General features: G+C 72.4%; 19 protein-coding genes. 11 read left to right on the top strand and 8 right to left on the bottom strand.

What is annotated here, in order from left to right; translation table 11 throughout:
- Window positions 1-8: 8 nt before the first annotated feature.
- From CSC66_RS14850 to CSC66_RS14840, 3 genes are read right to left on the bottom strand one after another with little or no spacing between them, the layout of a single operon-like run.
- Window positions 9-782 (bottom strand): glycosyltransferase family 2 protein, encoded by a 774-nt coding sequence (locus CSC66_RS14850; protein ID WP_162378189.1) that lies wholly within the window; start codon window positions 780-782, stop codon window positions 9-11.
- Entirely contained in the window at window positions 775-1539 is a 765-nt protein-coding gene (locus CSC66_RS14845; RefSeq protein WP_162378188.1) for a beta-ketoacyl synthase chain length factor, read from the bottom strand. The genes CSC66_RS14850 and CSC66_RS14845 overlap by 8 nt, the downstream gene beginning before the upstream one ends.
- Window positions 1536-2741 (bottom strand): beta-ketoacyl-[acyl-carrier-protein] synthase family protein, encoded by a 1206-nt coding sequence (locus CSC66_RS14840; protein ID WP_379655925.1) that lies wholly within the window; start codon window positions 2739-2741, stop codon window positions 1536-1538. The genes CSC66_RS14845 and CSC66_RS14840 overlap by 4 nt, the downstream gene beginning before the upstream one ends.
- 187 nt (window positions 2742-2928) lie before the next feature.
- Between CSC66_RS14840 and CSC66_RS14835 the strand changes: the two genes are divergently transcribed.
- A complete protein-coding gene (locus CSC66_RS14835; RefSeq protein ID WP_162378186.1) occupies window positions 2929-3201 on the top strand; it encodes a YcgL domain-containing protein in 273 nt (90 codons plus the stop codon).
- Window positions 3194-6484, top strand: coding sequence for an ankyrin repeat domain-containing protein (locus CSC66_RS14830; RefSeq protein ID WP_162378185.1), 3291 nt, complete (start codon window positions 3194-3196; stop codon window positions 6482-6484). The genes CSC66_RS14835 and CSC66_RS14830 overlap by 8 nt, the downstream gene beginning before the upstream one ends.
- Before the next feature lie 6 nt (window positions 6485-6490).
- On the opposite strand, the gene CSC66_RS14825 is transcribed toward CSC66_RS14830, so the two are convergent.
- Complete coding sequence (locus CSC66_RS14825; protein WP_379655924.1) at window positions 6491-7282, bottom strand: NAD-binding protein; 792 nt, start codon at window positions 7280-7282, stop codon at window positions 6491-6493.
- A 176-nt stretch (window positions 7283-7458) separates the two neighbouring features.
- Between CSC66_RS14825 and CSC66_RS14820 the strand changes: the two genes are divergently transcribed.
- The gene (locus tag CSC66_RS14820) at window positions 7459-9459 is read left to right on the top strand and encodes a winged helix-turn-helix domain-containing protein (RefSeq protein ID WP_162378184.1); all 2001 of its coding nucleotides are present in this window, start codon (window positions 7459-7461) and stop codon (window positions 9457-9459) included.
- 139 nt (window positions 9460-9598) lie between these two features.
- On the opposite strand, the gene CSC66_RS14815 is transcribed toward CSC66_RS14820, so the two are convergent.
- The 3 genes from CSC66_RS14815 to trxA all read right to left on the bottom strand — a co-directional run bounded on the left by CSC66_RS14815 (window position 9599) and on the right by trxA (window position 12153).
- A complete protein-coding gene (locus CSC66_RS14815) occupies window positions 9599-9733 on the bottom strand; it encodes an entericidin A/B family lipoprotein (RefSeq protein WP_162378183.1) in 135 nt (44 codons plus the stop codon).
- Between the two features lie 189 nt (window positions 9734-9922).
- On the bottom strand, window positions 9923-11614 hold the full coding sequence (gene rho / locus CSC66_RS14810) for a transcription termination factor Rho (protein WP_162378182.1): 1692 nt from the start codon (window positions 11612-11614) through the stop codon (window positions 9923-9925).
- A gap of 212 nt (window positions 11615-11826) precedes the next feature.
- Window positions 11827-12153, bottom strand: coding sequence for a thioredoxin TrxA (trxA, locus tag CSC66_RS14805; protein ID WP_162378181.1), 327 nt, complete (start codon window positions 12151-12153; stop codon window positions 11827-11829).
- A 208-nt stretch (window positions 12154-12361) separates the two neighbouring features.
- Between trxA and rhlB the strand changes: the two genes are divergently transcribed.
- The 8 genes from rhlB (at window position 12362) to rpoH (ending at window position 19953) form a co-directional block, all read left to right on the top strand.
- Window positions 12362-14065, top strand: a complete 1704-nt coding sequence (gene rhlB, locus CSC66_RS14800; protein WP_162378180.1) for an ATP-dependent RNA helicase RhlB — start codon at window positions 12362-12364, stop codon at window positions 14063-14065.
- A gap of 196 nt (window positions 14066-14261) precedes the next feature.
- Entirely contained in the window at window positions 14262-14948 is a 687-nt protein-coding gene (gene ftsE, locus CSC66_RS14795; protein ID WP_162378179.1) for a cell division ATP-binding protein FtsE, read from the top strand.
- Window positions 14945-15895 (top strand): permease-like cell division protein FtsX, encoded by a 951-nt coding sequence (ftsX, locus tag CSC66_RS14790; RefSeq protein WP_162378178.1) that lies wholly within the window; start codon window positions 14945-14947, stop codon window positions 15893-15895. The genes ftsE and ftsX overlap by 4 nt, the downstream gene beginning before the upstream one ends.
- Complete coding sequence (locus tag CSC66_RS14785; RefSeq protein ID WP_162378177.1) at window positions 15895-16734, top strand: response regulator; 840 nt, start codon at window positions 15895-15897, stop codon at window positions 16732-16734. Before ftsX ends, CSC66_RS14785 begins: the two co-directional genes overlap by 1 nt.
- Before the next feature lie 2 nt (window positions 16735-16736).
- Window positions 16737-17459 (top strand): uracil-DNA glycosylase, encoded by a 723-nt coding sequence (gene ung / locus CSC66_RS14780; protein ID WP_162378176.1) that lies wholly within the window; start codon window positions 16737-16739, stop codon window positions 17457-17459.
- Window positions 17460-17705: 246 nt separating this feature from the next.
- Complete coding sequence (locus CSC66_RS14775) at window positions 17706-18122, top strand: DoxX family protein (protein WP_162378175.1); 417 nt, start codon at window positions 17706-17708, stop codon at window positions 18120-18122.
- Window positions 18119-18832 carry a pirin family protein gene (locus CSC66_RS14770; RefSeq protein ID WP_162378174.1) on the top strand — a complete coding sequence of 238 codons (714 nt, stop codon included), beginning with the start codon at window positions 18119-18121 and terminating at the stop codon, window positions 18830-18832. The genes CSC66_RS14775 and CSC66_RS14770 overlap by 4 nt, the downstream gene beginning before the upstream one ends.
- Before the next feature lie 242 nt (window positions 18833-19074).
- Window positions 19075-19953: an RNA polymerase sigma factor RpoH gene (rpoH, locus tag CSC66_RS14765; RefSeq protein ID WP_162378173.1), complete on the top strand. Its 879-nt coding sequence runs from the start codon at window positions 19075-19077 to the stop codon at window positions 19951-19953.
- Window positions 19954-20120: 167 nt separating this feature from the next.
- Here the strand turns inward: rpoH and CSC66_RS14760 are convergent, their stop codons facing one another.
- Entirely contained in the window at window positions 20121-20747 is a 627-nt protein-coding gene (locus tag CSC66_RS14760) for a trimeric intracellular cation channel family protein (RefSeq protein ID WP_162378208.1), read from the bottom strand.
- Window positions 20748-20778 lie beyond the last annotated feature (31 nt).

Here is a 20778-nt window from a genome sequence, read left to right as displayed (position 1 = left end):
GCCGCCGATCAGCCGCCGGGATCGACCCGCGGCGGCTGCAGGCGCACGCGCCGGTACTCGTTCCACACGTCCCCGTGCCGGAGCACCTGGCGGACCACGTGCGAGGTGATCCGGTACAGGTCGCGCAGCGGGCGGAAGTGGCTGTGCCGCAGCGGGCCGCCGTCATCGCCGCGATAGCGCGTCTCCACCGGCACCGACACGCAGTGCACGCCGAGACGGCGCGCGGCCGAGATCAACAGCTGCGCCTCGAACACGAAATCCTCGCCCGGCACGTCCTCCAGCGCGATCACGCAGGCCGGGTAGTAGCGCTGCCCGCTCTGGGTATCGGCGATCCGGTGGCCGGCCGCCCAGGCCACGCCCCAGTCGCCGAAGGCGTTGGCCATGCGCCGGTGCGGCGGCGCCGCTTCGCGGTGGCGCAGGCGCGCGCCGATGATGATGCAGCGCGGGTGCCGGGCGGCGGCGTCGAGCAGGCGCGGCAGGTCGGCCGGGTCGTGCTGGCCGTCGCCGTCGATGGTCAGCACCCCGCGCGCGCCGCGGGCAAGCGCCTCGGCGAAGCCGGTGCGCAGCGCCGCGCCCTTGCCGAGCCGCCGCGGATGCCGCAGCAACGTCACCGGCAGCCCGTGCAGGCGGTCGCCGGTGCCATCGTCGGAACCGTCGTCGACCACGATCACCCAGGGACAATGCCGCAGCGCCTGTTCGACCACCTCGCGGATCCGTAGCGCTTCGTTGAGCGCGGGGACCACCAGCGCGACCTCGCCCGTGCGGGCGACCGCCTCAGCCATGGTCCAGCTCCACCCGCAGCACGCGGCCCGGGCCGGCGGGCAGCAGCGCGACGCCGTCGCCGCGCGCGATCGCGGCGAACAGGACCAGCAGCGGCGCCATCGCGTTGCCGGCGGCCACCGGCGCGGCGACCGCGGGGGCCTCGCCGTCGACCAGCACCAGCCTCAGGCGCGGCCGTCCGGCCGTGGCCGGGCCCAGCACGAGCGCGCCGCCGAGCAGGCCCTCGGTCTGCGCGACCTGGCGCAGCAGCCCCGGCGCTTGGCCGTCGTAGCCGACCAGCAGCACCGCCCCGGCGCCGGTGGCCCGCTGTGCCAGCGCCTCCAGCAGGCCCATCGCGAAGTCCGCGCTGATCGCGGTCGCCGGCTCCATCGCCCCGGCGGCGATCGTCCAGTAGCCGGCGGCGGCGTTGTGCACGGAGTTGTGGAAGCGGGTCGGGGACAGTTCCAGCGGCGCGGTGGCCAGGGTCTGGCACAGGTGTTCGGTGATCGCCAGGTCGCCGTAGGTGGAAACGAACACCGACGGCAGCGTCGAAGGATCGCGCCCGGCGTCGAGGCAGGCGGCCTGCGCCGCCTCCAGCGCCACCAGCACCGTGTCCGGCGCGCGCCGGCGTTCGTTGGGCGGCAGCAGCGCCGGGGCCGGGCGGGTGCCTTCCTCGACGGCCGCGCCGGCGAGCAGCCCGCGGAAGGCCGCCCACGAGGGTGCCTGCGCGGTCCACAGGCCGAGGCCTTCGATGCCGGCGGTAAGCGGGATGGCGGTCATGCGCGCGAAAACACCAGCGAACAGTTGTTGCCGCCGAAGCCGAACGCGTTGTTCATCGCGTGCTCGATCCTGCGTTCCTCGTTGGCGAAGCGGATCTGCGGGCCGCAGGCCGGATCGGGGTCGCTGCTGTGGAGCGTGCCCGGCAGCCGCCCGTCCTCCAGCGCGAGCAGCGCCAGCACCGATTCGACGATGCCGGCCGCGCCCAGGGTGTGCCCGGTCCAGCCCTTGGTGGAGCTGGCGTGCAGGGTCGCGGGGAACATGGCGGCCACTGCCCGCGCCTCGACGCTGTCGTTGGCCGGCGTGGCGGTGCCGTGCAGGCTGAGATAGCCGATCGCGTCCGCAGCGAGACCGGCGCGGGCCAGCGCGCCGGCCATCGCCCGCTGCGCGCCCAGGCCCTGCGGGTGCGGAGCGGACATGTGGTGGGCGTCGCTGGATTCGCCGTAACCGGCCAGCCAGCCGCGCGCATCGCGCGGTTCGCGCTCGAGCAGGGCGAAGCCGCCGCCTTCGCCCAGCGACAGGCCACGCCGGTTTGCGTCGAACGGACGGCACGGCTCGGGCGAGACCAGCTGCAGCGCGTTGAAACCGTACAGGACGCTGCCGCACAGCGTGTCCACGCCGCCGACGATGGCCGCGTCGGCCAGGCCGGCCTGCAGCATCCGCGAAGCCAGCGCGAACACCTTGGCGCTGGACGAGCAGGCGGTGGCCACGGTCAGGCACGGGCCGCGCGCGCCGCTCACCTCGGCGACGAAGTCGCCCAGTGCGTGCGGGGTGTGCACGAGCACCCGCGCCAGGGCGTCGGGGATGCGTCCGTCGCGCTGCTGCGCATAGGCCGCTTCGGTTTCGCCGATGCTCGAAGTCGAGGTGCCGACCAGCACCGCGACGCGGGTGGCGCCATGGCGCGCGACCGCGCCGCGCACCTCGTCCAGGAAGCCGTCCTGGTGCAATGCGTGCCAGGCCAGGCGGTGGTTGCGCGATTCCCATTCGGCCAGTTCCGGCGGCAGGGGCGCCTGCTCGAGCCCTTCGACCCGGCCGATCCAGCAGTCCAGCCGCGGCACGTCGCCGAAGTCGTTGCGGCGCAGCCCGCTGCGACGGTCGCGGATCGCCTGGCGATGCGCATGCAGGCCGGCGCCCAGCGCGGTGGTCGCGGTGTGCGCATTGATGGCGAGCGGGATGCTCCGCGGCGGAGGAGGGATCGACTGCAACGGAGCGGCTGGCCGGCTGGCGTGTAGGTGGCTGGCGAGTATAGCCACAGGCCTGCGTCGCCCCCGTGTTGGGGAACATGAACCGCCACGCGCCGGCGGCGGCGGACGCGCTCGCTTCCGCGCATGGCGCATTTCCGACACAATCCCCGGGATTCCCCACTCCTGAAGCAGGGCGCGGCGCGCGCGCATGCAAGCCTACGTCTACAAGAGCCGACGCAAAGCCGACACCTTCGTGTTCCTCGCCGCCCGCGACGACTTCGCGAGGCTGCCGGAGGTCCTGCGTGCGCAGCTGGGCGAGCTGGCGTTCGTGCTGGAACTGGCGCTGACCCCCGACCGCCGCCTGGCCCAGTCGGACCCGCAGCTCGTGCGGGCGAACCTGGCCACGCGCGGCTTCCACGTGCAGTTCCCGCCCACCGCGGTGGTCGCCGCGAACCTGCCGGGGGAATGGGACCTTGACTAGCTTCGTCCGCCAGCGCCGGATCGCGCTGGGCGCGGGCGTGGCCGGGGTCGTGCTCGCCCTGCTCGCCGGTATCCAGGGGCCGGCGAGCCTGTTGCCGGGCCTGCTTGCCCAGCTCACGCTGGCGCTGGCGGTGTCGTGGTGGGAGGGCACGCGGCCGTTGCCGCGGGACCTGCGCGCGCTGCGGCCGGCGCTGTCCGGCCTGCTGCTGCTGTGGGGGCTGGGTTTGCTGCTGGCGTTCGCCCTGCTGGCCTGGCCGCTGCAGGCGCTGCGGCAGGGCGGCGGGATCGGCGCGGCGCTGGGTGCCAGCGGCATGGCCGCGGCGGTGCTGCTCGCGCTGTGGCGGACCTGGCCGGTGTGGCAGGCGCTGGAACGCGAAGACGGCCTGCTGGCCGCCGCATGGCGCCGCTTGCCGCAGCAGGACAGCGGCAGCTGGTCGGGGCTGGGCGTGGCCGCCGCCGTGGCCGCGATCCTGGCCGGGCTGCTGCTGCTGGGCTGGCCCGGCCTGGTCCCTTCGCCGGCACGCTGGGGCCTGGCGGCGGCGCTTGCGCTGGCGCAACCGTTGCTGCACCTGTGGGTGCAGCGGGCGCCGCGACCGCAGGCGGTCGCCGGTCCGCTGGAATTCCTCGCCGCCGCCTCGCCCGGATCGGCGGAATCCCCGGCCGAACCGGTGCCCGACGCCGGCGACCTGGCCGGCGCGCTGTACGCGGCCGCGCGAGGCGGCCGCGTCGACCGTGCCCTGCAGTTGCTGGATGCCGGCGCCGACGCGCATGCGCCGCCACCGCCGGGCGACCGCGACCAGCGTTGCCTGGCCGCCCTGGCCGCGGTGCTGCCGGACCTGCGCCTGCTGCGCGCGCTGATCGCGCGCGGCGTCGACCTCAATGGCGGGGGCGGCACGTCCCCGCTGCTGGCGGCGACCCGTGACAGCTGGCACGGCCGGCCGGAAGCGGTGATGACCCTGCTCGCCAACGGTGCCGACCCGCGCGCCACCGATGCCGACGGCAACACTCCCCTGCACCACGCCGCGCGCAGCACCGACCCGGGGGTGGCCGCGCTGCTGCGCGACGCCGCCGCCGACGTCGATGCGCTGAACCACGACGGCTTCTCGCCGCTGGGCGTGGCCTGCGCGAGCGGCAACTGGCGGCTGGCCAAGTTCCTGCTCGAACGCGGCGCGCGCCCCGAGCCGGCGGACGGCCAGCCGGCGCTGCTGGCCGCCGCGGCCAGCGAGGAGGACGATCCGGCCGGCGTGCAGCTGCTGCTGAAGTTCAAGGCGCGGGTGGGCACCCCCGGCCGCGGCGCGCGTACCGCCCTGCACGAGGCGGCTCTGGCCGGCCATGCCGACATCGTCGCCGCGCTGCTGGCCGCGGGCGCCGACCCGCAGGCGCGCGACGCCGGCGGCCGCACCCCCTGGCTGGAGGCCGCCCGCGCCCTGCGCGGTGGCGTGATCGAGCACCTGGCCGCGCAGCGCATCGACGTCGGCGCCATCGACGGCGAAGGCCGCAACGCGCTGGTGCTGGCGGCCGGCGCCGAACAGGCCTCGCTGGCGCTGGTGCGTCGCCTGCTCGAGCTGGGCGTGGATCCGGCGCAGGCCGACAGCACCGGCCGCCGCGCGGTCGACGTCGCTGCCGAGGCCGGGCGCTGGTCGATCGTCGCCGCGCTCGATCCGGCATACCCGCTGCCGGCGGCGGTGGCCGACGCGGCCGCCGACCAGCCGGTCGAGGAGCGCCCGCCGCTGGCGCTGCTGCGCGATGGCCTGCAGGCCGGACGGCTGGAAGGCCTGGCTTCGCTGGCACGGCTGTGCGCGCCGTCCGAACTGGGCAGCCTGCTGCACGATCCCGCGTTGCGCGCGCATGCGCCGGCCGTGGCCTGGCTGCTGGCCCATGGCGCCGACCCGGAAGCGATGGCCGCGGGCGAAACCGCGCTGACCGCCTTGCTCGACCATGGCGGCGACGCCGCCGCGGCGATCCACGTCCTGCTCGGCCAGGGCGCGTCGCCGGCGGGCGGCGGTGGCCTGGCCCGGTTCCTCGCCGCCTGCGTGCAGCGCGACCAGGCCGGGCGCGGCAACGAGCAGCTGGCACTGGACCTGTTCCTGCAGGGCGCCGATCCGTTCGCGCCGTCTCCCGCCGGCGACCCGGCGCTGTCTCTGGCGGTACGCCTGGGCTGGCTGCGCCTGCTGGATGCGCTGCTGGACGCGGGCGTCGACCGCGAGACCCGGGACGGCCACGGCATGACCGCCCTGCACTTGGCCGCCGCGCTGGGTCGCGAGTCGGCGCTGCGCCGGCTGGTCGCGCAGGGCGCCTCGCCGGATGCGCGCGCCGCCGACGGTCAGACGCCGCTGGGCGTGGCCCTGGCCAGTGGCCGCCGCGACCTCGCCGACTGGCTGGACTGGCGCGTGTGGCCGCTGCCGCGCCGACCGCTGCGACCGGGCGATGTCGTTTCGGCGGCCATGGCCGGCGATGCCGACGCGGTACGCCGCCTGCTCGAGCTGGGATTCCCGGTCGATGCGGTCGATGCGCAGGGCTGCACCGGCCTGCTGCGTGCGGCCGGCGGCGGCCATGCTGCCGCGGTCGACCTGCTGCTGGCGCGCGGTGCCGATCCGCAGCACGCCGCGCACAGCGGCGCGACCCCGCTGTCGGCCGCGGTGAGCATGCGCCAGACCGCGATCGTCAACGCGCTGCTCGACGCCGGCGCCGATCTCGAGCACCGCCTGCCCGGTGGCGTCACCGTGCTGATGCTGGCCTGCGCGCTGGGCATGCCCGACATCGCCGCGCGGCTGCTGACCGCCGGCGCCGACATCGATGCCGGCGACAGCCAGGGACTGGCGCCGCTGCACTGCGCTGCGCTCTATGGCTTCACCGGCCGCGACCGCACCCGCCTGCTGGCCCTGTTCGACACCCTGCTGCTGGCCGGCGCCGAGGCCGACATGCCTGCCGCCGGTGGCGTGACGCCGCTGCTGCTGCTGCTCGGCGCGCGCGCCGAGCCGGGCAGCGCCTGCGACGAGCCGGTGGTCCTGGCCGGCCTGGAGCGGCTGCTCGAGGAGGGCGTGTCGCTGGAAGTGCAGGATCCACGCGGCTTCGGCCCGCTGCACCTGGCTGCGCTGCATGGCCTGGGCGCGGTGGTCCAGCGCCTGCTGCGTGCCGGCGCCGACCCGGACCTGCGCGACACGCTCAACCGCAGCCCCCGCGAGATCGCGGTGATGCGCGGCTTCGTCGACGTCGCCGCCGAGTTCGCCCCCGCCCAGACCGGCGTGTCGATGGCCCGCTTCCTGCGCGAACCGCACGGCTGAGCCCGGTCAGCCGGCGCCGCCCGGCGGTGGCGGCTCCGGCGCCGCCGGCGGCTGCGCGGCGGCGCTGCGATCCTCGTCGGCGTCGAACAGCCGCAGCAGGTCGGTGCGTGCCTGGCGCGCGCTCTGGGTGACGGCCGCATCGTCGTCGTAGACCAGGTACTGCTCGCGCAGCAGCGCCTCGTCGTGTTCGCGGAACCAGCCCACGTGCTCGGCGGCGATATCGGCCGGCATGCCCAGCTCGCGCAGCACCCGCTCGCCCACTTCCAGGCTGCTGCCGAGCAGTTCGCGGTACGGCTCCACGCCCAGGTCCATCAGCCGCCAGGCATGTTGCCGGTTGCGCGCGCGCGCCAGGATCTTCGCCTGCGGATAGAGGCGGCGGATCAGGCGTACCGCGCGCAGGTTGCTGTCCGGATCGTCGGTGCAGACCACGAACACGCGCACGTGCTCGGCGCCGGCCGCGCGCAGCAGGTCGGAGCGCGTGGGGTCGCCATAGAAGATCCGGCCCCCGCTGCGGCGCACGTCCTCGACCTGCTCCGGGCTGCTTTCCAGGGCCACGTAGGGAATGCGCTGGGCGGCCAGCAGCCGTACCACGATCTGGCCGAAGCGGCCGACCCCGGCCACCAGCACCTGCGGCTGCAGCTGCGCGCCGGGCGGGATGTCGTGCGCGTGCGCGGGTGCTGGTGCATGTTGCGCTTCGTGGCGGCGCACGCGCGCGTCCAGCGCCAGCAACAGCAGCGGCATCAGCGCCATCGACAGGCCGACGATCGCCACCAGCCGGTCGTGGTTGTCCGTCGACACCAGGTCCACCCGCAGCGCCCGGGAGGGCCACCTTCCTGCCGCGATGCGCCGCAGTCCTTAGGGCAGTGTTTGGGCCGTCGCAGGATGCGCGTCGGGAAGCGCAGGAAGCCGCAGGGCAGGCCGGAAACGACCGCTGCCTATACTTGGCCGGGCGGGGTTCGCCCGCCGGGAACCGTATGCCGCCAGCCCAAGGCCCCCTTGTCTTCGACGACGTGGTCATCGACTTCGACGGCCGGCGGCTCTCGCGTGGAGGCTGCGAGCAGGCGTTGGAGCCGAAGGCGTTCGCCGTGCTCGCATTGCTGGCCGCCTCGCCCGGCCGGGTCTTCACCCGCGACGAGATCCTCGACGCGGTCTGGGGCCACCGGCATGTCACCCAGAGCGTGCTGAACCGGATCATGAGCCTGTTGCGACAGGCGCTGGGCGAGGACGCGCAGCACGCGCGCGTGCTGCATACGGTGTACGGCGTAGGCTACCGCTTCGACCTGCCGGCGCCCGCGCCGGTGGCTGGAACGGCGGTGCCCGACGTGACCGCCGCGACCGCCGCGGACCTGCCACCGCCACGGCGACGAAAGGCCTGGCCGGTCGCCGCCGCGATCGCCGGGCTGCTGGCGGTGGCCGGCGGCGCATGGCTGCTGGTGGAGGGCGCGCGGCCCGGTCCGCCGCCGCCGGCCGGCGCGGCGGCGGGGGCCGCTGCGCCGTCGCTGGCGGTGCTGCCGTTCGCCGACCTGTCCCGGGCCCGCGACCAGGAATACCTCGCCGACGGCCTGGCCGAGGACATCCTCAACCAGCTCGCCCAGTCGCAGTCGCTGCGCGTGGTGGGGCGCACGTCGAGCTTCTCGTTCAGGGGCCGGAACGAGGACCTGCGCTCGATCGGCCGCCAGCTCGGCGTCGACCACCTGCTGGCAGGCAGCGTGCGCCGCGACCGCGACCAGCTCCGGGTCACCGCCCAGCTGGTCCGTGCCGACGACGGCACCCACCTGTGGTCGAAGACCTACGCGCGCGAACTGCGCGACGTCTTCGCCGTGCAGGAAGAGATCGCGCGCGACGTGGCGCAGGCCTTGAGCGTGAAGCTGGACGTGGCCCGGTTCAACCGCGAACAGGGCGGCACCACCAGCGTCGATGCATACGACCGGCTGTTGCGCTGGCGCAGCATCGTCATGCGTGGACAGCTGGATCTCGAGCACGACCGCGAGCGCCTGCAGCTGGCGCGCGAGATGGTGGCGCTGGACCCGCAATGCGTGCTCTGCCGCGACCTGCTCGCGCGCTCGCTGGACTCGGTGGCGCGGGAGCTGGGCGCGGTGGCTGGCGGGCCATTGCGCGCCGAGGCGCGGCAGGTGCGCGCGGAGATCGCGCGGGTCGCGCCGGACAGCTGGGTCGGCAGGCTGATCCGCGCCGACATGATGTGGCGCGGGGGCGACCGGGCCGGGGCGATCGACCTGGCGCGACAGGTGGTGGATTCCGGGCCGCCGACCAAGGAGCGGGTCTGGGACTACGCCTTCATGATCTACGCGATGGGCCACCTCGAGGAGGCCACCGCCCTGGTGGAACGGGTGCGCGCGTTCGAGCCCATGGCGTTGTACCTCTCGCGCGACCTGCAGTACGACTACACCGCGGCGCGTCGCTTCGACGATGCCGAGGCCGAGTACCGGCGCGCCCGCGTGCTGGACGGGAGCCAGCTGTCGCCGGACTACCTGGCGTTCTTCCGCCAGCTGGCGGGCAGGCGCGCCGCCGCGCCGGAGGAACTGCGCGAACTGCATGCCCGGCTGCTGCGGCAGGGCCGGGAATTCGACACCCCGTTCTTCCACGAGCTGGGCACAGTGCTGGACGATCGCGGGGCGATGCTCGCCCTGGTGCGCCGGGCGCTGGTGGACGATGCCTATGGCGGTGGTACTGGCGCGGCCTACGTGTGGACCAACCTGGCCGATGCGCTGGGCGATGCCGACCTGGCCGTGGCCGCGATGCGCAGGGACCTGTCGGGCTGGGAGGGGTTCGACCGCGGGGCGATGGCCCCGCCGCCGTACGTCGCGCTCTGGAACGCGCCGTACTCGAAGGTGCGCGCGCACCCGGAGTTCAAGCGGCTGCTGGTGGAAACCGGGGTGGTCGACTACTGGCGCCAGACCGGAAAGTGGGGCGACGGCTGCGCGCCGGTGGGCGAAGACGATTTCCAGTGCCGGTGAGCGGCAGGCGGGCGGGTCGCGCCTGGCCACGCCGCCCAGCGCCGGTCGCAGGAGCCAGCGCGGCGCATGCGGCGGGCCGGGAGAAGGCGAAGGCCGGCAGGACCGGCCTTCGCTGCACGCGACCGGGCGGAACCGGCCTTCAGTTGCTGGCCTTCTGCTCGACCTTCTCGCCGAGCTTCTGCACGTCCTTGCCCAGTCCTTCCATGGTGTTGCACGCGCAGAGCGTGGCGAGCGAGAACGTGGCGAGCAGCAACAGGGCAACGGAACGCTTCATGTGTCTCTCCTGGAGACGAGGTCGGTCAGGGTGCGAGGATCGCATGCCGGGCCGTCCGCCCGCGAGATCGGGGAAGGCCGGCGGTGCGTGACGCGAGCCGCAAAATCCGGACGGCGGGGATGACCGGCCGGTCGAACAACGAAAAGCCCCGCGATGCGGGGCTTTTCGTCACCGATGCGGCGCTGGAGATCAGCGCTTCATCGAGCTGAAGAACTCGTCGTTGGACTTGGTGTTCTTCATCTTGTCGAGCATGAACTCCATCGCGCCGATCTCGTCCATCGGGTGCAGCAGCTTGCGCAGGATCCAGATCTTCTGCAGCAGTTCCGGCTCGATCAGCAGGTCCTCGCGGCGGGTGCCCGAGCGGTTGATGTCGATGGCTGGGAACACGCGCTTCTCGGCGATGCGGCGCGACAGGTGCACTTCGGAGTTGCCGGTGCCCTTGAACTCCTCGTAGATCACCTCGTCCATCTTGCTGCCGGTGTCGATCAGGGCGGTGGCAATGATGGTCAGCGAGCCGCCTTCCTCGACGTTGCGCGCCGCGCCGAAGAACCGCTTCGGGCGGTGCAGGGCGTTGGCGTCCACGCCGCCGGTCAGGACCTTGCCCGAGGACGGCACCACGTTGTTGTAGGCGCGCGCCAGGCGGGTGATCGAGTCCAGCAGGATCACCACGTCCTTCTTGTGCTCGACCAGGCGCTTGGCCCGCTCGATCACCATCTCGGCGACCTGCACATGGCGCGCGGCCGGTTCGTCGAAGGTCGAGGAGATGACTTCGCCGCGCACGGTGCGCTGCATTTCGGTCACTTCTTCCGGGCGCTCGTCGATCAGCAGCACGATCAGGTGCACGTCCGGGTGGTTGGTCGTGATCGCGGTGGCGACCTGCTGCATCATCATCGTCTTGCCCGCCTTGGGCTGGGAGACGATCAGCGCGCGCTGGCCCTTGCCCTGCGGCGCCATCAGGTCGAGGATGCGGCCGGTGATGTCCTCGGTCGAGCCGTCGCCGCGTTCCAGGCGGAAGCGCCGGCGCGGGAACAGCGGGGTGAGGTTCTCGAACAGGACCTTGTTCTTCGACGCTTCCAGCGGCTCGCCGTTGATCGTGTCGACCACGGCCAGGGCGAAGTAGCGCTCGCCGTCCTTCGGCCAGCGGATGCGGCCGGACAGGTGGTCGCCGGTGCGCAGGTTGAAGCGGCGGATCTGGCTGGGCGAGATGTAGGTGTCGTCCGGGCCGGCCAGGTAGCTGGCCTCGGCCGCGCGCAGGAAGCCGAAGCCGTCGGGCAGGATCTCCAGCACGCCGTCGGCGGCCACGCCCTCGCCGTGGCGGGTGAGGACCTTGAGCAGGGCGAAGATCACGTCCTGCTTGCGGGCGCGGGCCACGCCCTCGTGGATCTGCAGCTGCTCGGCGATCTCCAGCAGCTTGTGCGCCGGCATCCGCTTCAGGTCGCCCAGCGAGTACTGCGGGAAGCCCTCCGGCACGCTCGGGTGCGGGCGCGGCGGGTGCTGCATCTGGTTGCTGCCGTTGTCGTCCTGCATGCCGCCGTCGTCGCGGAAGCCGCGGTTGCGCTCGCGGTCGCGGCGGTTGCGGAAGCGTTCGCGGCGGTTGTTGCGGCCGCCGCCTTCGCGCTGGTCGCCCTGGCCACCATCGCCGCCCTGCGATTGACCGGGGCCACCGGCGTTGTCGGCCGAAGCGGATGCGGAAGGGGTGTCGCCGCCGGACGGCGGGGGCGGGGCCTGGGGGGGCGGCGGAGGCGGCGCCGCAGCAGCGGCCGGCGGCGGGCTGGCCGCCTCGCTGGCGGCATCGGCCGGCTTGGCTACGCGCTTGCGCGCACGCTTCTCGGCGGGTGCGTCGTCGCTCCCGGGCGCTTCAGGCAGGGTGTTCTCGGACAAGAGTGCGATTCCTCGCTGGTAGGTGCGAGCGCCCTGTACGGGCGTTTGGATCCTGGTGGGATGGGTGGTCCGGGTCGGCCCGGACGGGACGCGGCCGCGGATCTGCGGTCGGTCTAGGCGACACTAACACCGGGCCCCGGGGGGCGGCAAGGGCGCCGCCACGGCGGTTCAGGCACAGGCAGGACGGCCTCGCCGGCCGTCCCGCGGGGGCTTCAGAGGGTCTTGTCGATCATCTGGGTCAGCTGGCCCTTGCCGACCGCACCGACCTGGGTGGCCTGGATCTGGCCGTCCTTGAACAGCAGCAGCATCGGGATCGAGCGCACGTGGTACTTGATCGCGGTGGCGCGGTTCTGGTCGATGTTGACCTTGGCCACCTTCATGCGGCCGTCGTAAGTCTCGGCCAGCTCGTCGACGATCGGCGAGATCATCTTGCAGGGACCACACCATTCGGCCCAGAAATCGACCAGGACCGGTTCCTGGGACTGCAGCACGGCGCTGTCGAAATCGGCATCGCCGATGTGCATCACCTTGTCGTTCACTTGTTGTCTCCGTGGATTGCCGGCACCGCCCGGCCGAGCCTGGCGTTGCCTTTGGGGTAAACTGGGGCGTTTCGCGGAGAAGTCAAGGGGCTACCGTCCCCCCGACGGCCGCGCGATCCGACGACGGCCCGCAGTGTGCGGCGCGCCGGAACCCTATGCAAGGCCGCCTGCCGCACCACGCTGCGCCGGGCCATATGAAGACTGGATGATGAGCGACAAACCGCTGACCGATGTGACTTTTTCCTCGTTCGACCTGCACCCGTCGCTGCTTGCGGGACTGGAAGAGGCGGGCTTCTCCCGCTGCACGCCGATCCAGGCGCTGACCCTGCCGGTCGCGTTGCCCGGGCGCGACGTCGCCGGCCAGGCGCAGACCGGCACCGGCAAGACCCTGGCGTTCCTGGTGGCGGTGATGAACCGGCTGCTGACCCGCCCGGCGCTGGCCGAGCGCAAGCCCGAGGACCCGCGCGCGCTGATCCTGGCGCCCACCCGCGAACTGGCGATCCAGATCCACAAGGACGCGGTCAAGTTCGGCAGCCAGCTCGGCCTGCGCTTCGCCCTGGTGTACGGCGGAGTCGACTACGACAAGCAGCGCGAGCTGCTGCAGAAGGGCGTGGACGTGATCATCGCCACCCCGGGCCGGCTGATCGACTACGTCAAGCAGCACAAGGTGGTGTCGCTGCACGCCTGCGAGATCTGCGTGCTGGACGAAGCCGACCGCATGTTCGACCTGGGCTTCATCAAGGACATCCGCTTCCTGCTGCGGCGCATGCCGGTGCGCACCGAGCGCCAGACCCTGCTGTTCTCGGCCACCCTGAGCCACCGCGTGCTCGAGCTGGCCTACGAGCACATGAACGAGCCGGAGAAGCTGGTCGTCGAGACCGAGTCGATCACCGCCGCGCGCGTGCGCCAGAAGCTGTACTACCCCTCCGACGAGGAGAAGCTGCCGCTGCTGATCGGCCTGCTGTCGCGCAGCGAGGGCGCGCGGACCATGGTCTTCGTCAACACCAAGGCGTTCGTCGAACGCGTCGCCCGGGCGCTGGAGCGGGCCGGCTACCGCGTCGGCGTGCTCTCCGGCGACGTGCCGCAGAAGAAGCGCGAGAGCCTGCTCAACCGCTTCCAGAAGGGCCAGCTCGAAATCCTGGTCGCCACCGACGTGGCCGCGCGCGGCCTGCACATCGACGGCGTCTCGCACGTCTACAACTACGACCTGCCGTTCGACGCGGAAGACTACGTGCACCGCATCGGCCGCACCGCGCGCCTGGGCGCCGAGGGCGACGCGATCAGCTTCGCCTGCGAGCGCTACGCCATGGGCCTGCCGGACATCGAGGCCTACATCGAGCAGAAGATCCCGTCCGAGCCGGTCACCGCCGAGCTGCTGACCCCGCTGCCGCGCCCGGAACGCCCGAAGCCGGAGGCCGGCGAGGGCGAAGGCGAGGACGAGGAGAGCATCGGCCAGATCTTCCGCGAGGCGCGCGAGCAGCGCGCCGCCGACGAGGAGCGGCGTGGTGGCGGCCGTTCGCGTGGCGGCAGGCCCGGCGGCGAGCGCCGCGAGGGCGAGCGCCGTCCGCGCAGCAAGCCGAAGGCGGCCGCCGGCGTGGCGGTCGCGGGCGCCGCGGTGGCTGCCACCGCGGCCGGCGGGGAGCAGGCCGCACCGGGCGCTGCGCGTCCGCCGCGGGCGCAGGCCGGCAACGGCCAGGGCGAAGCGCGAGCCGAAGGCGAACGCGGGCCGCGCAAGCGTCGCCGCCGCCGCCATGGCAAGCCGGTGGACGGCGCGGCTCCGGCCGCCGATCCGCAGACCACCGCGCCGTCGCAGGTCCCGGCGCTGCGCCAGGCACCGGTCGAGTCCGGCAAGAAGGATTCGCTGCTCAGCCGCATCGGCCGCAAGCTGCGTTCGCTGGTCCCGGGCGGCTGATCCGCCGCTACTTGCAGGCAGCCCAGCCCGCACGGGCCGAGCCTGCCCGCGACGCGTCGCCGTCGGCACCGGCGACGCCCCCGCGGTACCGTCGTGGCGCCCACGAATGGCCTACGCGACGAAGCAGGAGGCGACCTCAGCGGCGCCGGTTGCCGCCCCTGTCGCGCGCGGCAGGGCGCTCCGACATAATCGCGGCATGAGCGTCCTGCGATTCGAGAACGTCAGCAAGCACTATCCCGGCGGCCACCAGGCGCTGGTGGACGTGAGTTTCGGCGTGGACGAAGGCGAGATGCTGTTCGTCACCGGCCACTCCGGCGCGGGCAAGAGCACGCTGCTGCGGCTGATCCACCTGTCCGAACGGCCGAGCAAGGGTGCGGTCGTGTTCGGCGAGCGCAACCTGCAGCGCGTGCGTGGCGGCAAGGTCGCGCTGCACCGCCGCGATGTCGGCGTGGTCTACCAGGACCACCGGCTGCTCACCGACCGCAGCGTCGGCGAGAACGTGGCGCTGCCCCTGATCCTGCGCGGCACCCGCCGCGCGGACATCGGCAAGCGGGTGCGCTCGGTGCTCGAGCGCATGGGCCTGGGCCACCGCGAGAAGGCATTGCCGACCCAGCTGTCGGCGGGCGAACAGCAGCGCGTGGGGATCGCGCGGGCGATCATCGCCGAGCCGCGCCTGCTGGTGGCCGACGAGCCGACCGGCAACCTCGACCCGACCCTGTCGGCGGAGATCATGGAGCTGTTCGCCGGCCTGCCCGACCGCGGCACCAGCGTGCTGGTGGTCAGCCATGACCTGCCGCTGCTGCGACGCATGCGCCGGCGGGTGCTGGTGCTCGACCATGGGCGGCTGGTCGACGACATCTCGCCGCAGGACCTCGCCGAATGAGCGCCGACACGACCGCCCGGCCCGCCGCGGCCCCATCGCGCCTGCGGGTCTGGTTCGACCAGCATCTGCACGGCCTGGCCTTCAGCCTGGGCCGCGCGCTGCGCAAGCCGTGGGCCACGCTGCTCACCATCGCGGTGATGGGGCTCGCCCTGGCGCTGCCGCTGGGGCTGTCGATCGTGATGGACAACCTGCGCCACTTCGCCGGCAGCGTGCAGCAGTCGCGCGAGATCAACCTGTTCCTGAAGGCCGACGTGGACGCGGCCGCTGCGGAAAGGATTGCCGGCACCCTGCGCGGGCGCGGCGACGTCGCCTCGGTGGAACTGCGCACGCCGGAGCAGGCGCTGGCCGGCTTCCGCGAGAGCAGCGGCCTGGGCGAGGCGCTGGATGCGCTGGGCGACAACCCGCTGCCGAGCCTGCTGATCGTGGTGCCGCGCGGGGACGACGACGCCGGCCTGGTCGCCGCGCTGGAGGCGCTGCCGCAGGCCGACCAGGTCCACCACGACGCGATCTGGCGCAAGCGCCTGGACAGCTGGCTGCGTTTCGGCGAGCGCGTGGTCCAGGTGCTGTCGCTGCTGCTGGGGCTGGGCGCGGTGCTGGTGGTCGGCAACACGGTGCGGCTGGACATCCAGTCGCGGCGCGAGGAGATCGGCGTGCTGCAGTTGCTGGGCGCCAGCGACGGCTTCATCCGGCGCCCGTTCCTCTACCTGGGCGTCTGGTACGGGTTGGGCGCGGGCCTGCTCGCGCTGGGCCTGATCGCGGCGGCGGGCTGGGCCCTGCGCGAGCCGCTGGCGGCACTCAGTGCCAGCTATGGGAGCCAGTTCGCACTCAAGGGTCTGGATGCGCTGCACTCCGGGATGGTATTGCTGGGGACTGTCCTGCTCGGCTGGCTGGGGGCCCGGGTGGTCACCGGACATTTCCTGCGCCAGACCCGGCCCACGGAGACCTGATGGCCGCACAAGAGCTCAAGCATCTGATCAGCGACGCGCCGCGGGTGATGGTCGCCGATGGTTCCAAGCTGGTGCGCAAGCTGATCGCCGACGTGCTCGCGCGCGAGCTGCCGGGCGTGCAGGTCGTCGGCTGCGCCAGCATCGCCGAGGCGCGGACCGCGCTCGACGCCGGCGCGGTCGACCTGGTCACCACCGCGCTGTCGCTGCCCGACGGGGACGGCCTGGAGCTGGCGCGCAGCGTGCGCGAAGCCGCCGGCCAGGCCTACGTGCCGGTGATCGTGGTGTCCGGCGACGCCCAGCAGCACCTGGTCGAACGCCGCTTCACCGAGTTCGTCACCGACTACTTCGACAAGTCGCAGGGCCACGACGCGCTGGCGGAGTTCATCCGCGGCTACGTGCAGCCGCAACCCATCGTCGGCGCGACCGTGCTGTACGTGGAGGACAGCCGGGTGGTGGCCGAGGCCACCAAGCGCATGCTCGAGCGCCAGCAGCTGAAGGTCATCCATGTGCTGACTGCCGAGGAGGCCTTCGCCCTGCTGACGGCCGAGTCGCTGGGCCGCATCGCCGACCGGATCGACCTGGTGCTCACCGACGTGACCCTGAAGGGCGAGCTGAGCGGGCGCGACGTGGTCGAGCGCATCCGGATCGACTTCGCCTACGGCAAGCGCCGCCTGCCGGTGCTGGTGATGACCGGCGACGGCAACCGCCACAACCAGTCCGAACTGCTCAAGGCCGGCGCCAACGACCTGGTGCAGAAGCCCATCGAGGAACGCCTGCTGGTGACCAAGGTGCTGTTCCAGCTGCGCGTGGCGCGCCTGGACGGCGGCCGCGCCAACTGACCGTGGGCGGCGAAGACCGGATCCGGCTGGAACCGTCCTGGAAGGCGCGCATCGGCGACTGGCTGCTGCGCCCGGAGATGCAGGCACTGTCGGAGTTCCTGCGCCAGCGCAAGGCGGCCGGCGCGCGCATCTACCCGCCGGGCCCGCAGATCTTCGCCGCCTTCGACGCCACCCCGTTCGAGCAGGTCAAGGTCGTGGTGCTCGGCCAGGATCCGTACCACGGCCCCGGCCAGGCGCATGGCCTGTGCTTCTCGGTGTTGCCGGGCGTGCCGGTGCCACCGTCGCTGCTCAACATCTTCAAGGAACTGGAAACCAGCCTGGGGTTGCCGCGCCCGGAGCACGGCTGCCTGCTGCCCTGGGCCCGGCGCGGCGTGCTGCTGCTCAACGCGGTACTGACCGTGGAAGAGGGACGCGCCGGCGCCCACCAGGGCAAAGGCTGGGAGGGATTCACCGACCACGCCATCCAGGCCCTGGCCGAAGAACGCGAAGGCCTGGTGTTCCTGCTGTGGGGCAGTTATGCCCAGGCCAAGGGCAAGGTCATCGACCCGCGCCGCCACCGGGTACTGAAGGCGCCGCATCCCTCGCCGCTGTCGGCGCACCGGGGGTTCCTGGGTTGCGGGCACTTCGCCTCGGCCAACGAGTACCTGGCCCGGCGCGGGCTGGGACCAGTGGACTGGTCGCTGCCGCCACGGGCCGAGGTCGAGGCGCTGCTGCGCGCCACGTAGGCGCCGGGAGACCGGACACCCGTCCGTGGAAAGCCGCCCGCGACGCCGTCCCCCCCGAGCGAAGCCTGGCTGGCCGGATTCATCTCGGCCGCCCCCTCGATTCGCACGTAACGACGCAAATAGAACAATCAGTGGAATATCTACATGTTTATTCCATTGGTGAAGAGGTCCATTCTGCCGGCCAGTCGCAGGGCCACCCCGATCCGCATCCCGCGAATCCGCCCCGCGTTCCTGTCCGAGGTTTCCATGAACCACCTGTATGCGCTCCTGGGCCGCATCGGCCTGTCCCTGATCTTCATCGCTTCCGGCTGGAGCAAGCTCGCCGGCTACCTCGCCAGCCAGCAGTACATGGAGGCGATGGGCGTGCCCGGCGCGTTGCTGCCGCTGGTGATCGCCCTGGAAATCGGTGGTGGCCTGGCCGTGCTGGCTGGCGTGTTCACGCGCAGCGCGGCGCTGTCGTTGGCGGTGTTCTCGCTGGCCGCCGGCTTCCTGTTCCATGCCGACCTGGCGGACCAGAACCAGTTCATCCACCTGATGAAGAATGTCGCCCTGGGCGGCGGCTTCCTGATGCTGGCCGCCAACGGCGCCGGCGCCTTCAGCGTCGATGCCTGGCGCCGCGACCGCAAGCTCTCCCCCGTCCTCAGCACCGGAGGTGCCCTGTGATCACCCTGCGACCGGCCGGCGAACGCGGCCACGCCAACCACGGCTGGCTGGACTCCTGGCACAGCTTCTCCTTCGCCGAATACTTCGACCCGGACCATGTGCACTGGGGTCCGCTGCGGGTGATCAACGAGGACCGCGTGGCCGCCGGGCAGGGCTTCGGCACCCATGGCCACCGCGACATGGAGATCATCAGCTACGTGCTGGAGGGCGCGCTCGGGCACAAGGACTCGATAGGCAATATCGAGACGATCACCCCGGGCGAGGTCCAGCGGATGAGCGCCGGCACCGGCGTGACCCACTCGGAGTTCAACTACGACAGCGCAGGCACCACCCACTTCCTGCAGATCTGGATCCTGCCCGAGCGCACCGGCATCGAGCCGGGCTACGAGCAGAAGCGGTTCGACGACAGCGAGAAGCGCGGTCGCCTGCGGCTGGTGGTCAGCCCCGACGGCGCCGACGGCTCGGTGACGATCCACCAGGACGCGCGCATGTACGCCGGCCTGTTCGACGGCGACGGGTCGGCGGAGCTGGCGATCGCGCCCGGTCGGCTGGCGTACGTCCACCTGGTCCGGGGCACGGCCACGGTCAACGGCCGCGACCTGGGCGCCGGCGACGCCCTGCTGTACCGCGACGAGCCGGACGTCCGGATCGAGCGCGGGCAAGGCGCCGAGGTGCTGGTGTTCGACCTGCCCGAGCTGGCCCGCCACTGAGCCCCTGGATCGGGGGCCATGGCCCAAAGGTCATGGCCCCCTTGAAAGGCGCCGCCGGGCCCTCACACCGATTGGGAGGGCGTGGTGCGCGATGCCTCGCCCGCCCTTGGCTGGCGTTCAGTTGCGTGCCAGCAAGTCATTGATTTTGCTGGATAGAATCCGCCGTGCTGTTGCATGGATGCAATGCTGGGAACCATCTCCGGCGTTAGCAGTCCAATCACCCGATTGCTAATATGGCCGCCATGACCCAGACCCTCCGCTCGACCAGTCTCGTCACCAGCAACCTGCCGATTCCCAGCCCGCTGGGGTCGCTCGAGGCCTATATCGGCGCGGTGCACCAGATCCCGGTGCTGACCGTCGATGAGGAGCAGGACCTGGCCCGTCGCTTCCGCGACGAGGAAGACCTGGACGCCGCCCGCGAACTGGTCCACTCGCACCTGCGCTTCGTCGTGCACGTCGCCCGTGGCTACAGCGGCTACGGCCTGCAGCTGGGCGACCTGATCCAGGAAGGCAACATCGGCCTGATGAAGGCGGTCAAGCGCTTCGACCCGGACATGGGCGTGCGCCTGGTCAGCTTCGCGGTGCACTGGATCCGTGCCGAGATGCACGAGTTCATCCTCAAGAACTGGCGCATCGTCAAGGTCGCCACCACCAAGGCCCAGCGCAAGCTGTTCTTCAACCTGCGCAAGGCCAAGACCCGCCTGGGCTGGATGAACGCGGCCGAAGTCACCGCGGTGGCCAGGGACCTCAACGTTTCCGAACGCGAAGTGCTGGAGATGGAGTCGCGCCTGTCCGGTCGCGATATCGGCTTCGACGCCCCGGCCGACGAGGACGACGAACACGCCCCGCCGTCGCCGGCCGCCTACCTGATGGCGCAGGACGAGGATCCTTCGCAGGCGTATGAGCGCGCCGACAGCGAGGACCACCAGCTCGAAATGTTGCGCGAGGGCCTGGCCGGCCTGGACGCGCGCTCGCGCGACATCATCGCCCGCCGCTGGCTGGACGCCGACAGCAAGGTCACGCTGCAGGAACTGGCCGACGAGTACGGCGTGTCGGCCGAACGCATCCGCCAGATCGAGGCGAACGCGATGAAGAAGATGCGGGCGCTGCTGGCGGCCTGACCAAGGACGTCCAGTGCTACCGCAACGGCCCGGGCACAAGTCCGGGCCGTTTGCTTTCCGGTCACTTCCCAACGATGGTCGGGTTGTCCGTGGCAAGGTGGGCATACGGGAACGCTGCCCCGCACGCACCCAGGCGGAGGCGGGTCGGCCCATGGCGCCGCGGTCATTCAGCCCGGCGGGTCTTCCGGCACCCGAGCCACCGGCAGGTGCCAGCCGTGGCGGATCGCCATGTAGCGCAGGCCGAAGCAGGCCAGCGCACCGGCTGCCATCGCCGGGTACGGCGGAAGCCCGGTGACGTGCGCCAGCGCGACCACGCCACTGCCCAGGAGCGCGGCCACCGCATACAGCTCCGCCTGCAGGACGACCGGGGTGCGTGCGACCAGCAGGTCGCGGGCGATGCCGCCACCGATGCCGCTCATCATGCCGAGCAGGGTCGCGGCGAAGGGAGAGAGCCCGAAGGCCAATGCCTTGCTTGTACCGAGCACGGCGAACAGCGCCAGGCCCGCCGCGTCGAACAACTGCACCGGATTGCGCAGGCGCTCGATCGACTCGTGCCGGTAGAAGGTGACGACGCCCGCCAGCATCGCGGTGGCCAGGTAGCGCCAGTCGGCAAGCGCGGACGGTGGCTGGTCGCCGATCAGCACGTCGCGGGCCAGGCCACCGGATACGGCCGCCGCGCACGACAGCACCAGCACGCCGAACAGGTCCAGCCGCTGGCGCACGGCGAGCGTGCCGCCGCTGAGCGCGAACACGAAGGTGCCGATCAGGTCGAACAGCAGCAGGAGGGTGGACACGGCGGCCGCATGCAGGGAGGCGAGGGCAAGG

It is taken from the genome of Pseudoxanthomonas kaohsiungensis (genome assembly GCF_010211765.1).
Taxonomy (GTDB): domain Bacteria; phylum Pseudomonadota; class Gammaproteobacteria; order Xanthomonadales; family Xanthomonadaceae; genus Pseudoxanthomonas; species Pseudoxanthomonas kaohsiungensis.
The sequence above is the reverse complement of the archived record's forward strand: the minus strand, read 5'-3'. Positions and strand labels throughout refer to the sequence as shown.